At 56.3% G+C, this 13,299-nt stretch carries 11 protein-coding genes; 8 read left to right on the top strand and 3 right to left on the bottom strand.

Features of this window, described 5'->3' with window-relative positions; genetic code table 11:
- Positions 1-94 precede the first annotated feature (94 nt).
- Positions 95-787: an aspartate/glutamate racemase gene (locus ACG0Z5_RS05245; protein WP_394445880.1), complete on the top strand. Its 693-nt coding sequence runs from the start codon at positions 95-97 to the stop codon at positions 785-787.
- Here the strand turns inward: ACG0Z5_RS05245 and ACG0Z5_RS05240 are convergent.
- Entirely contained in the window at positions 774-1,721 is a 948-nt protein-coding gene (locus ACG0Z5_RS05240; protein ID WP_394445878.1) for a LysR family transcriptional regulator, read from the bottom strand. The two genes, ACG0Z5_RS05245 and ACG0Z5_RS05240, sit on opposite strands and share 14 nt — an antisense overlap.
- A gap of 120 nt (positions 1,722-1,841) precedes the next feature.
- On the opposite strand from ACG0Z5_RS05240, the gene lysA reads away from it, so the two are divergent.
- Complete coding sequence (gene lysA, locus ACG0Z5_RS05235) at positions 1,842-3,104, top strand: diaminopimelate decarboxylase (protein ID WP_394445877.1); 1,263 nt, start codon at positions 1,842-1,844, stop codon at positions 3,102-3,104.
- Here lysA and ACG0Z5_RS05230 read toward each other — a convergent pair.
- A complete protein-coding gene (locus ACG0Z5_RS05230) occupies positions 3,065-4,099 on the bottom strand; it encodes a LacI family DNA-binding transcriptional regulator (protein ID WP_394445959.1) in 1,035 nt (344 codons plus the stop codon). The genes lysA and ACG0Z5_RS05230 overlap by 40 nt on opposite strands.
- A 308-nt stretch (positions 4,100-4,407) precedes the next feature.
- Between ACG0Z5_RS05230 and ACG0Z5_RS05225 the strand changes: the two genes are divergently transcribed.
- The 4 genes from ACG0Z5_RS05225 to ACG0Z5_RS05210 all read left to right on the top strand — a co-directional run bounded on the left by ACG0Z5_RS05225 (position 4,408) and on the right by ACG0Z5_RS05210 (position 8,479).
- Positions 4,408-5,739, top strand: coding sequence for a PTS sugar transporter subunit IIC (locus ACG0Z5_RS05225; RefSeq protein ID WP_394445875.1), 1,332 nt, complete (start codon positions 4,408-4,410; stop codon positions 5,737-5,739).
- A 7-nt stretch (positions 5,740-5,746) separates the two neighbouring features.
- Positions 5,747-7,174 carry a glycoside hydrolase family 1 protein gene (locus tag ACG0Z5_RS05220; protein ID WP_394445874.1) on the top strand — a complete coding sequence of 476 codons (1,428 nt, stop codon included), beginning with the start codon at positions 5,747-5,749 and terminating at the stop codon, positions 7,172-7,174.
- Between the two features lie 82 nt (positions 7,175-7,256).
- A complete protein-coding gene (locus ACG0Z5_RS05215; protein WP_319628482.1) occupies positions 7,257-8,030 on the top strand; it encodes a GntR family transcriptional regulator in 774 nt (257 codons plus the stop codon).
- Entirely contained in the window at positions 8,027-8,479 is a 453-nt protein-coding gene (locus ACG0Z5_RS05210; protein ID WP_394445872.1) for a GNAT family N-acetyltransferase, read from the top strand. The genes ACG0Z5_RS05215 and ACG0Z5_RS05210 overlap by 4 nt, the downstream gene beginning before the upstream one ends.
- Here ACG0Z5_RS05210 and galR read toward each other — a convergent pair.
- The gene (gene galR, locus ACG0Z5_RS05205) at positions 8,467-9,483 is read right to left on the bottom strand and encodes an HTH-type transcriptional regulator GalR (RefSeq protein WP_394445870.1); all 1,017 of its coding nucleotides are present in this window, start codon (positions 9,481-9,483) and stop codon (positions 8,467-8,469) included. The two genes, ACG0Z5_RS05210 and galR, sit on opposite strands and share 13 nt — an antisense overlap.
- A 425-nt stretch (positions 9,484-9,908) precedes the next feature.
- On the opposite strand from galR, the gene aas reads away from it, so the two are divergent.
- Positions 9,909-12,068, top strand: coding sequence for a bifunctional acyl-ACP--phospholipid O-acyltransferase/long-chain-fatty-acid--ACP ligase (gene aas, locus ACG0Z5_RS05200; RefSeq protein ID WP_394445869.1), 2,160 nt, complete (start codon positions 9,909-9,911; stop codon positions 12,066-12,068).
- Positions 12,061-13,254 carry a lysophospholipid transporter LplT gene (lplT, locus tag ACG0Z5_RS05195; RefSeq protein WP_394445867.1) on the top strand — a complete coding sequence of 398 codons (1,194 nt, stop codon included), beginning with the start codon at positions 12,061-12,063 and terminating at the stop codon, positions 13,252-13,254. The genes aas and lplT overlap by 8 nt, the downstream gene beginning before the upstream one ends.
- Positions 13,255-13,299 lie beyond the last annotated feature (45 nt).

The raw sequence follows: 13,299 nt of genomic DNA, 5'->3' as shown, positions 1-13,299 counted from the left end.
ATTAAGCGGATTAAGTTGAAAACAGGCGTGCTGATAAGTGGAAAGTTGATCACATCTCTGGTTCACTGTGGAAAACATTCTGAAAGGACAATTCATGAAAACTATTGGCCTGCTCGGCGGCATGAGCTGGGAATCAACAATTCCTTACTATCGTCTGATTAATGAAGGTATCAAACAGCGTCTGGGCGGCCTGCATTCGGCGAAGATCCTGATGCATAGCGTCGATTTTCAGGAAATCGAAACCTGTCAGTCGATGGGAGAATGGGACAAAGCGGGGGAGATGCTGGCACAGGCGGCGGCCGATCTGGAAAGCATTGGCGCAGAGGGCATCGTGCTCTGTACCAATACCATGCACAAAGTGGCGTCACACATCGAGCTGCGCTGCGGGGTTCCGTTCCTGCACATTGCGGATGCGACCGGGCGCGCCATCGAAAAACAGGGCGTGCGCAACGTGGCGCTGTTAGGCACGCGCTACACGATGGAACAGGATTTCTACCGTGGCCGCCTCGAACAGGAGTTCTCGCTCAACACGCTTATTCCTGACGCGGATGAACGTGCACGAATCAACCAAATTATCTTCGAAGAGCTGTGTCTCGGCACCTTCACTGAGGCATCCCGCGCTGACTATTTACAGGTGATCGATCGCCTGATGGGCGAGGGCGCAGAAGGTGTCATTTTCGGCTGTACCGAAATCGGCCTGCTGGTGCCCGCAGAACGCAGCCCGATCCCGGTGTTCGATACTGCCGCACTTCATGCGGCCGATGCCGTCGACTTTATGCTTTCCTGACGCGGTTGAGTTTCTCTTCCAGCGGTGTGACCAGCGTTTGCACGCTGTTTTGCAGATGGGAAACAAAAGCATCGACGAGGGCTGAGCCGGGTCGATGCAAGGGGCGGATCAGGCTGACGGTAAACGGCACTTCGATGCTGAATCGGCGAATAGCAATTCCACTCTCTTCACCGCTGTGGGCGTAATCCAGGGCGGTAAACGGGTTAACCACTGAAATCCCCACGCCTGCCCGCACCATCGCGCAAATGGATGCGGCGCTGTGGGTTTCTACCGCCATCCGCCGATGTACCCCATGTTCGGCAAACAGGCCATCCAGCAGTTGCCGATAGCTGTCGGTTCGCGACAGGCTGATGTAGCTCTGGCCTTCAAAATCCTGCGGCGTAAGCACCGTTTTTTCCGCCAGCGGATGCGCTGCGGGCAGGACACAGACTTCATTCATGCTCAGCAACGGCGTGCGTTCCGTGCCCGGCGGCGTATGCAGCGTCTCGGTTAGCCCCAGATCATGGCGCTGTGCGGAAAGCCATTCCTCCAGCAGGGGGGACTCCTGCGGCACAATGTGCAGGCTGACGTCCGGAAAACGCGCCAGAAAAGGCTGTAACAGCGCCGGTAAAAAAGACTGCGAGAATACCGGCAGACACACCACCGAAAGCTCACCCTGGCGAAATTCACGCAGGCTTTCGGCGGTGCTCAGAATGCGGTCCAGGCCGTACCACGAACGTTGCACCTCTTCGAATAGACGCAAACCCTGAACGGTCGGATGCAAACGCCCACGATTACGCTCAAACAGCTTCAGGCCTAACACTTTCTCAAGCCTGGCGAGTTCGCGGCTGACGGTAGGCTGCGAGGTATGCAGCATCGTCGCGGCTTCCGTCAGGTTTCCGGTGGTCATCACCGCATGAAAAATTTCGATGTGGCGCAAATTGACGGCGGGCATGGCAATTCCTTTCGGTACGTTATCCATATCAATTTTGCATTAAGTCTGGATAAAACGATATTTTTTATTGCGCGCTGGCTGTGGCGTAATCGATGAAAAGCGATAACACCGGAGTTCACCATGCCACGCCCACTGACCAGTTCCGACACCGACCTCACCGCTGAGAACCTGCTGCGCCTGCCTGCCGAGTTTGGCTGCCCGGTGTGGGTTTACGACGCGGCGATTATTCGCCAGCAGATTGCCCAGCTCAGCCAGTTCGACGTGGTGCGATTCGCACAGAAAGCCTGCTCGAACATTCATATTTTGCGCCTGATGCGTGAGCAGGGCGTGAAGGTGGATTCGGTGTCGCTCGGCGAAATCGAACGTGCGCTGGCTGCCGGTTACGATCCGGTGGCCCACCCGGACGATATTGTCTTCACGGCGGACATGATTGATGAGGCGACGCTCACCCGCGTGGCCGAACTGAAGATCCCGGTGAATGCCGGTTCCGTCGATATGCTGGCCCAGCTTGGGGCGGTGTCTCCTGGGCATCGCGTCTGGCTGCGTGTGAACCCCGGTTTTGGTCACGGTCATAGCCAAAAAACCAACACCGGAGGCGAGAACAGCAAACACGGGATTTGGTACAGCGACTTGCCTGACGCGCTGGAGGTCATCCAACGTTATCAGCTCAAGTTGGTGGGGATTCACATGCACATCGGCTCAGGCGTGGACTACGGCCATCTGGAACAGGTGTGCGGTGCGATGGTGCGTCAGGTTGTTGAGTTCGGCCAGGATCTTGAGGCCATCTCTGCCGGAGGTGGGCTATCTATTCCTTACCGCTATGGCGAAGAGACTATTGATACCCAACACTATTTCGGTCTGTGGAATGCCGCTCGCGAGCAAATTGCCCGGCACCTGGGGCATCCGGTGAAACTGGAGATCGAGCCAGGGCGTTTCCTGGTCGCGGAATCCGGCGTACTGGTGGCGCAGGTACGCAGCGTGAAAAACATGGGCAGTCGCCACTTTGTGCTGATCGACGCCGGTTTTAACGATCTGATGCGTCCGTCGATGTACGGCAGCTATCACCATATTTCTGCCCTCGCGGGCGACGGGCGTGATTTGAGCCAGGCTCCGCAGGTGGAAACCGTGGTGGCGGGCCCGCTGTGTGAATCCGGGGACGTGTTTACGCAGCAGGAAGGCGGCAAAGTGGAAACGCGTGAACTGCCGCAGGTGGTACCGGGGGATTATCTGGTACTGCACGATACCGGAGCCTACGGCGCGTCGATGTCGTCTAACTACAACAGCCGTCCGCTGTTACCGGAAGTGCTGTTCGACAACGGCAGCGCGCGCCTGATCCGTCGTCGTCAGACCATTGAGGAATTGCTGGCGCTGGAACTGTTCTGATAATACGGGCCGGTGGTTACCGAGTCGCGCAGCACCAGTTTCCCGGTGAACGGCGGCAACGTTTCTATCGGCACATCGTTGGCGAGTTTAATTGCCTGATCGATGGCGGTGGTAATCATGTTATCGATAGGCAGATAGACCGTGGAAAGTCCCGGTTCAAGCCACTTTGCGCTGGGGGCGTCGTCGAAGCCGAACAGCGAAATATCGTGCGGAATGCGTAATCCTGCCTGATGCAGCGCCTTTGAGGCACCCAATGCCATATCGTCGTTACAGGCAAACATGGCGCTGAATTTCACCTTCTCATCCAGCAACTGCTGGCACAGCTCATAGCCGCGCGCCATGCCAGAATCCCCGTACTTCACCCGACTTTGATCCCAGGCGATGCCGTGCTTTTCCAGCGCGCTGCGATAGCCTTGCAAGCGCGCTTTGCCGGTCGGCGTATGAATAGGCACGGTAATACAGGCGATTTCGCGATGGCCCTGAGTTATCAGGTAATCCACCGCCTGAAATGCGGCATCCTGCTGCTCGAAGAACACGCAGCGATCACGTGCCTGGCTGACGTCGCGGTTGATAACCACCACCGGCATAGCGATGGAGTTAATCAGCTTCATGATCGCTTTTTCGCTCATAAAGCGGGTATAGAGCACAATGGCATCGCACTGTCGGTCGGCGAGCATTTGTACGGCCTGCTCCTCGCGCTCCGGCGTATCGTGCCCGTCGGTGACGATCAATTGCTTGCCGTGGGTTTCCGTCTGGCGAGACGCCTGCTGGAGCAAACGGCCAAAATAGAAACCGTCAAACGTAGAGACCACCAGGCCGATGCTGTTGCTGGTCCGGTTCGCCAGGGAACGCGCCAAAAAGTTCGGGCGATATCCCAACTCTTCCATGGCTTTGTACACCTGCTTACGGGTGCTTTCTTTAACCTGACCTGTGCCGTTCAGTACGCGGGAAACGGTCGCTTTCGACACGCCAGCGCGTAGTGAGACATCCAGCATTGTTGCCATTGTTGATTCCTGAGACCCGATAATGAATGCAGTTTATCACAGACATTCAGGGGCATATCTCCTGCGTTCGTAACAAATAACTATCGCGATCACGCTTTTGACAGCGCTTCGTTGAAATATCCCTGTAAAAACTACGTGGTATGCCAATGTCTTAACATTGCGTTTATTTGGAATGCCAAATAACGTCGTGAGACCTCAGTCACAGAAGTTTAACCAACACATCGCTATTTTTGGTATGCCAAATGGATTAAGGCTGTAAACCCATTTTGATAAAAGCCCACCTTTGAGGTATCACCCTTATGGCATTTCAGGAAAAGCTGATCGATTCTCTGGGAAGTTTCGCCACTAAATTCAATAGCTACCGCTATATCATGGCGATCAAATCCTCTTTTATTACCCTTATGCCGGTGATCATCGTCGGCGCCTTCTCGGTACTGATTTCCAACATGGTACTGGATCCGAAAAATGGTCTTGCCAGTTTCCAGTCCCTCTCTTTTCTGGCGGCACTCAAGCCAATAACCGGCGCGATTAACTACGCCACCCTGAACTTTCTGAACATCGGCGCGGTGTTTTTAATCGGTATTGAGCTCGGGCGGATCAACGGCATCAAGACGCTGTTCCCGGGCCTGCTGGCGGTGATTTGCTTCATCTGCGTGACGCCGACCACCGTGGAAATGATGGTCGATGGGCAAATGCATCAGGTGAAAGATGTTCTGCTGCGTCAGTTCTCCGATACCCGTAGCCTGTTCCTTGGGATGTTTATCGCCATTCTGTCGGTGGAGATTTACTGCTGGCTGGAAGGGCGTCCCGGACTGAAAATCAAAATGCCGGATACCGTGCCGCCCAACGTGTCGGCGTCGTTCTCGGCGCTGATCCCGGCGATCATCACCACTACGGCGATCGCCACGTTCGGTTTCGTGTTCCATCAACTGACCGGCATGTATCTGTACGATGCGGTGTATCAGGTGGTGCAACAGCCGTTGGAGCGGGTGGTGCAAAGCCTGCCGGGTATTCTGCTGCTAATGTTTGTTGCCCAGCTGTTCTGGGTGATTGGTATTCACGGCAATCAGATGATCAAGCCGATCCGTGAACCGCTCCTGCTGGGAGCGATTACGGTTAACATGAGCGCGTTCGAGCAGGGCAAAGAGGTGCCGAACATCATCACCATGCCGTTCTGGGATGTGTACATGAGCATCGGCGGTTCCGGGCTGACGATTGGCCTGCTGATTGCGGTAATGATTGCCACCAAACGTAAAGAGATGAAGGAAATCGCCAAGCTGTCGATTGGCCCTGGGCTGTTCAACATTAACGAGCCGGTGATTTTCGGCATGCCGATTATGCTCAACCCGATTCTGGCGATCCCGTTCATCATCACCCCGCTGGTGACCGGATCAATCGGATATTTCGCGACCGCCGCCGGGTTTGCCGGCAAAGCGGTGGTGATGGTGCCATGGACCACGCCGCCGTTGATCAACGCCTGGCTGTCGACCGCCGGTTCGATGGGGGCGGTGGTCACTCAGCTGATTTGTATCGTTACCTCAATCATTATTTATCTGCCGTTTGTGAAAATTGCCTCCCGCCGGGCCGAGCAGGCACAACTTCAGGCCCAGCAGGCCACTGAGAATGTATGAGGACGCCATGAGTCAGAAAACGATCGCTATTCCACAGGATTTTATTCTCGGAGCCGCCGCTTCCGCCTGGCAAACGGAAGGCTGGAGCGGCAAGAAAGAGGGGCAGGATTCCTGGCCCGATCTCTGGTACAAAAACGACCGCCACGTCTGGCATAACGGCTACGGCCCGGCGATAGCCACCGATTTCATCAACCGCTTCCGCGAAGACGTTGCGCTGATGAAACAGGCCGGTCTGACCCACTATCGTACCTCGATTAACTGGTCGCGCTTTCTCACCGACTACGAAAACGTGACCGTCGACGAGGAGTATGCCGCGTACTACGACGCGCTGTTTGCCGAGCTCAATGCTAACGGCATCACGCCGATGATTTGCCTCGAACACTACGAACTGCCGGGCTATCTGCTGGAAACCTATGGCGGCTGGGCTTCTAAAAAAGTGGTCGAATTGTTCGTGCGCTATGCGGAGAAAGTGTTCGCGCGCTATCACCCCCAGGTGACGCGCTGGTTCACCTTCAACGAGCCGATTGTGGTGCAGACGCGGGTGTATCTCGATGCGCTGCGTTGGCCATATGAGCAGAACACCGGCACCTGGATGCAGTGGAATCACCATAAAGTGCTGGCGACGGCGCGAGTAGTGAAACTGTTCCGTGAGAAGGGCTATCGCGGGAGCGTGGGGTGTATTCTTAACCCGGAAGTGACCTACCCGCGTTCACGCGCTGCGCATGACGTTCAGGCGGCGGAACGTTATGACCTGTTCTACAACCGCGTGTTTCTCGATCCCATGGTTCACGGTGAGTATCCCCCGGAGCTGTTTACGCTGCTTGAAAAACATCAGGTCGACTGGGAGTACACGGCTGAAGAACTGGCTGACATCCGGGCCAATACTGTCGATGAGTTGGGCATCAATCTTTATTACCCGCACCGGGTGAAAGCGCCATCACGCGCCTGGCATCCGGAAACCCCGTTCCATCCGGCCTATTATTACGAGCCGTTTGAGCTGCCGGGACGGCGGATGAATACCTCGCGCGGGTGGGAAATCTACCCGCAAATCATTTACGACATGGCGATGCGCATTAAAAATGATTATCGCAATCTCCCGTGGTTCGTGGCGGAAAGCGGGATGGGCATCGAAAACGAAGGCCGGTTCCGCAATCGCGATGGTGTGATTGAGGACGACTACCGGATAGCGTTTATCAGCGAACATCTGTGGCAAACCCTGCGGGCGAAACAGGAGGGTGCCAACTGCCACGGCTACATGCTGTGGGCATTCACCGACAACGTCTCACCGATGAACGCGTTTAAAAACCGCTATGGGCTTATCGAAATCGATCTGGAAAACAACCGGGCGCGGCGGGCAAAAAAATCCGCCAGCTGGTTCCGTCAACTGCGGGACAACCGATCGTTGACGCTGAACGTGGATGAGGCACTGAAATAGCGGTTTTGCTACTATAGCCGCCGGTCAGACCGCGAGGAGTGGCGGTCTGTGCATCCACCCGCAAGCAGACACAGGTGATATTGTGGAAAAGGCCGTTGTTCCGCCGGAAAAAAAACCTTACCAGGAAATTGGTGAAGATTTGCGTGCCCAGATTATGCAGGGCCTTTATCCGGTGGGTTCCCGATTGCCGCCAGAGCGAAACATTGCGGAAAAATATGGCGTCAGCCGGACCATCGTGCGCGAAGCCTTATTGATGCTCGAGCTGCAGGGTACCGTCGATATTCGGCAGGGCTCGGGCGTGTACGTGATGCGTATCCCGCAGGAAAACGACAGCGAAGAAGAGCAGATGCTTAACAGCGACGTCGGGCCATTTGAAATTTTGCAGGCGCGCCAGCTGCTCGAAAGCAACATCGCGGCCTTTGCAGCGAAGATGGCGACCCGGGCGGATATCGACAACCTGAAACGTATTATTGAGCAGGAACAGCGTGCCATCGCGGCCAACGACACCACCCAGGACAACAGCAAAATGTTCCACCTGGTGCTGGCGGGGGCGACGCAAAATCAGATGTTGTTAACCACGGTCGAGAAAATTTGGCTACAAATGGACAGCAGCCCGCTGTGGCAGCAGTTCAATGTACACATTGCCAGCCGCGCCTACCGCCTTAAGTGGCTGGGCGACAGACAAACTATTCTGGCGGCGCTGCGTCGTCGCGACGTGATGGGGGCCTGGCAGGCGATGTGGCAGCACCTCGAAAACGTCAAAAACAGTCTGCTGGAACTCTCTGATGAAGATGCACCGGATTTCGACGGCTACCTGTTTGAATCGGTGCCCATTTTTCAGGGGAAGTTGATGTGAAAATCCAGCCTTTGTACGCGGTGCCACAGCACGCCCGACAGGTCACCGACTGGCTATGGCAGGCGTTTGGCGGGGTGGCGATGCCGCGCGAGTTTTTCGCCAGCATCATCGAGCACAGCCAGAAGCCGGACGCCTTGCCGCTCACCTTTGTAATGACTGACGGCGAAAAGCCGTTGGCGACGGTAGGCTTATGGCGCTGCGATTTGATCAGCCGTCAGGATCTGTTTCCATGGCTGGCGGCGCTGTATGTCGATGAATCGGTGCGCGGGCAGGGCATTGCGGGGGCGTTGCAGGCCTGGGTGATTGACTACGCTCGCAGCAAAGGCTTCCGCGAACTGCATCTCTATTCGGCCTGTCGTGATTTCTACGAACGCTTTGGCTGGCAGTACATCGGCGATGGCATTGAGTATCCCGCCACCACCGTGCATTTGTATCGTTACACGCTTTGAGTTTCCACCGGGGCGCTCACCGAATGGCGGCGCACCAGCGTTGGGCTGAACAGATGGGTTATTTCCGGTAGCGGGCGCTTATCGGCTAATGCCAGCGCCAGTTCCGCCGCCTGGGTTGCCATGGTGACAATCGGGTAGCGTACGGTGGTCAGACGCGGACGCACATAGCGCGATATCAGCACGTCATCAAATCCAATCAGCGAAATTTCCCCTGGCACATCGATGCCATTGTCATTCAACACGCCCATCGCCCCTGCCGCCATCGAGTCGTTGTAGCAGGCGACGGCGGTAAAGTTTTTGCCGCGCCCCAACAGTTCGGTCATGGCCTGTTCACCACCGCTCTCATCCGGTTCGCTGAAGGTGACCAGCCGCTCATTGCACGGCAGGCCACTCTCTTTTAACGCGTCGTAATAGCCTTGCAGCCGGTCTTCGGCGTCAGAGATGGCGTGGTTGGAACAGAGATAGCCAATCCGGGTGTGGCCCTGCTGGATCAGGTGACGCGTGGCCAGCCACGCACCATAGCGATCGTCCAGCGCCACGCAGCGTTTTTCAAAGCCGGGGACGATCCGGTTGATCAGTACCATGCCGGGGATCTGTTTCATCAGCCCGATCAGCTCTTCGTCAGACAGCACCTTAGCATGCACCACCAGCGCCGCACAGCGGTGGCGGATCAGCTGTTCAATGGCCTGACGTTCTTTGTTCTCGTTATGATATCCATTGCCAATCAGCAAAAAATTACCGGTGTGATAGGCCACCTGCTCAACGGCTTTGACCATCGCGCCAAAAAATGGGTCAGAGACATCGCCCACCACCAGACCGACGGTTTCCGTTGATTGCTGTGCCAGCGCGCGGGCATTGGCATTCGGATGATAGCTCAGCGCCTCCATGGCAGAAAACACCGCCTGACGTGAGGCATCACTGGCTTTGGGAGAGTTGTTGATAACCCGGGAAACGGTGGCGACAGACACACCTGCCATCCGGGCCACATCCTTAATTGTCGCCATATCTTGCCTTTTAAAGAGGGAAAACGGTTACATCCTCTCAGTGTTACGGAAAAGCCAATGCTGTTCAAGGTTAAGCGCAAGCAGACTGCTGCAATTGTGATGCGAAAGGGCGCATGAAGTGAGGGCGTTACACGACACGTCACAGGCAATTGAAAACGGAAAAGGTGAATTCAAACCTTTAGTTACACTTTGCGATTAGCTGTTGCGAATGATCGCTGGAGGATTCATCAATCTGATTGATACTCTGGCTATCCCAGAGGTATTGATTGGTGAGAATTTTTAAGTACGAATTCGTACTTCTCTCTTGCACCGACCTGCGCAGATGCGCAGGTTTTTTTTGCCTAAAATTCAGCCCCCCCATCCTGCTTTTCTCCTGCATCTCATGTACCCTGCAAAAAAGTTAAATTTTGCCAAAGGGAGTTGATATGTTGCTGGGCTTTTTTCGATATCTTTTCAGGGTGATGTTCCGGGTCAGGGTGACCGGGAACGCGACGGTTTTAAACCAGCCTAAGGTGTTAATCACCCCGAACCACGTCTCTTTTATCGACGGCATTCTGCTGGCGCTGTTCTTACCTGTGCGCCCGGTGTTCGCGGTCTATACCTCCATTAGCCAGACATGGTATATGCGTGCCCTGGCGCCGCTGATTGATTTTGTGCCCCTTGATCCGACCAAACCGATGTCCATTAAGCATCTGGTGCGTCTTATCGATCAGGGTCGTCCGGTGGTGATTTTCCCGGAAGGACGTATTTCCGTTACCGGTTCGCTAATGAAAATCTACGACGGTGCGGCCTTTGTGGCCGCAAAGTCGCAGGCAGTGGTGGTGCCCGTTCGCATTGAAGGCGCAGAACTGACGTTTGCCAGTCGCCTAAAGGGGCTGGTGAAGCGTCGCCTGTTCCCGCGCATTGACCTGCATATTTTACCGCCGACCACGTTGCCGATGCCGGATGCACCGCGCGCCCGCGATCGCCGTAAAATTGCCGGTGAAATGCTGCATCAAATTATGATGGAAGCCCGGATGGCGGTGCGCCCGCGCGAAACGCTGTACGAGGCGTTGCTCTCGGCGCAGTATCGTTATGGCGACAGAAAACCCTGTATCGAAGACATCAATTTCCAGCCTGATACTTACCGTAAGCTGCTGACCAAAACGCTGTTTGTGGCGCGGATTCTGGAGAAATACAGCGCTCAGGGCGAGAAAATCGGCCTGATGTTGCCGAATGCCGGGATCAGCGCGGCGGTGATTTTCGGGGCGATCGCCCGCGGGCGCATTCCGGCGATGATGAACTACACCGCCGGGATTAAAGGCCTCTCCAGCGCCATCACCGCGGCGGAAATCAAAACCATTTTTACCTCCCGACAGTTCCTCGACAAAGGGAAACTGTGGCATTTGCCGGAGCAACTGACCCAGGTGCGTTGGGTCTTCCTGGAAGATTTAAAGGGTGACGTCACCCTTAGCGACAAACTGTGGATTTTCGGCCATCTGCTGATGCCGCATCTGGCGCAGGTGAAACAACAGCCGGAAGACGCGGCCATCGTGTTGTTCACCTCCGGTTCTGAAGGTAATCCGAAAGGGGTGGTACACAGTCATAAAAGCATTCTGGCAAACGTCGAGCAGATTAAAACCATCGCCGACTTTACCGCCGATGACCGCTTTATGTCGGCGCTGCCGTTGTTCCACTCCTTCGGGCTGACCGTAGGTTTGTTCACACCGCTGTTGACCGGGGCCGAAGTGTTCCTCTATCCGAGCCCACTGCATTACCGTATTGTGCCGGAGCTGGTCTACGATCGTAACTGTACGGTGCTGTTCGGCACCTCCACATTCCTTGGCCATTATGCCCGATTCGCCAACCCGTATGACTTCCATAAAGTCCGTTATGTGGTGGCCGGGGCGGAAAAGCTACAGGACAGCACAAAGCAAATCTGGCAGGACAAATTTGGCCTGCGCATTCTGGAAGGCTACGGCGTGACCGAGTGTGCGCCAGTGGTGTCGATCAACGTGCCGATGGCGGCAAAACCGGGCACCGTTGGGCGGATTTTGCCTGGCATGGATGCGCGACTGCTGGCGGTGCCGGGCATTGAGGAAGGCGGGCGTTTACAGCTCAAAGGCCCGAACGTGATGAACGGTTATCTGCGGGTGGAGAACCCGGGGGTGCTGGAGTTACCGACGGCAGAAAATCAGCATGGTGAAGTGGAAACCGGCTGGTATGACACCGGGGATATCGTCCTCTTTGACGAGCAGGGATTTGTGCAGATTCAGGGCCGTGCCAAACGCTTCGCGAAAATCGCCGGAGAAATGGTGTCGCTGGAGATGGTCGAGCAGCTGGCGCTGGCGGTCTCGCCGGACAAGCTGCACGCCACGGTTATCAAACAGGATGCGAGCAAAGGGGAAGCATTGGTGCTGTTTACCACCGACGCAGAGCTTTCGCGTGACAAGCTACAACAGCAGGCGCGGAGCAGCGGTGTGCCGGAACTGGCAGTGCCGCGCGATATTCGTTTCCTCAAACAGTTACCGCTCCTGGGCAGCGGGAAACCCGATTTTGTGGCCCTCAAAGAGCAGGTCGATCAGGTGGAAAAATCGCATGAGTGAGTCAGTACACACTAACACGTCGCTGCGCTCGAAAGGCATGATGGCCGTGCTTTGCGCCCAGTTCCTGTCGGCGTTCGGCGACAATGCGCTGCTGTTTGCCACTCTGGCGCTTATGAAGGCGCAGTTCTACCCGGACTGGAGCCAGCCGGTGCTCCAGATGGTGTTTGTGGGTGCTTACATTCTTTTCGCCCCATTTGTCGGGCAGTTCGCCGACAGCTTCCCGAAAGGGCGAGTGATGATGGTCGCCAACACCATGAAGCTGATTGGTGCGGCGTCGATCTGCGCAGGCGTGAACCCGTTTATCGGCTACACGCTGGTGGGCGTCGGAGCCGCCGCCTATTCCCCGGCTAAATACGGCATTCTGGGTGAGCTGACCACCGGCGACAAGCTGGTGAAAGCCAACGGGCTGATGGAGTCCTCGACCATTGCTGCGATCCTCCTCGGCTCGGTTGCAGGTGGCGTGTTGGCCGACTGGCATGTGCTGGCCGCGCTGAGCGTGTGTGCGGTGGTGTACGCCGGGGCGGTGGTCGCCAACCTGTTCATCACCCGTTTGCCAGCGGCACGGGCGGGACAGTCGTGGCGCTTCAAGGCCATGACCGGCAGCTTCTTTTCGGCGGCAAAAACCTTGTGGCGTAATCGTGAAACCCGCTTCTCCCTGGTCGGCACCAGCCTGTTCTGGGGCGCTGGGGTAACGCTGCGTTTCTTGCTGGTGCTGTGGGTGCCGGTGGCATTGGGCATAACCGATAACGCCACGCCGACGTACCTCAATGCGATGGTGGCAGTCGGTATCGTGGTGGGGGCCGGGATGGCGGCGAAGCTGGTGACGCTCGAAACGGTGGCCCGCTGTATGCCTGCTGGCGTGCTGATCGGGGTTGCAGTGGTCATTTTCGCCCTCCAGCATGCGCTGCTGCCAGCGTATCTCTTACTGCTGCTGCTCGGAATGTGTGGCGGTTTCTTCGTGGTGCCGCTGAATGCCTTATTGCAGGAGCGGGGTAAACACACGGTCGGCGCGGGTAATGCGATTGCGGTGCAGAACCTCGGTGAAAACAGCGCCATGCTGGTGATGCTGGGCCTTTATTCGCTGGCGGTGATGGTGGGGATTCCGGTGGTGGGGGTGGGGATTGGCTTTGGCACCCTGTTCGCGCTGGCGATTATCGCACTGTGGGCCTGGGGCCGAGGTAAATAAGGTCCTCTTTTGTATGCCCGACAAGCGAAGCGCCGTCGGGCATAT

It is taken from the genome of Scandinavium sp. M-37, from assembly GCF_043558715.1.
GTDB lineage: Bacteria > Pseudomonadota > Gammaproteobacteria > Enterobacterales > Enterobacteriaceae > Scandinavium > Scandinavium vulneris_A.
This window is presented reverse-complemented; position numbering and strand designations above follow the sequence as displayed.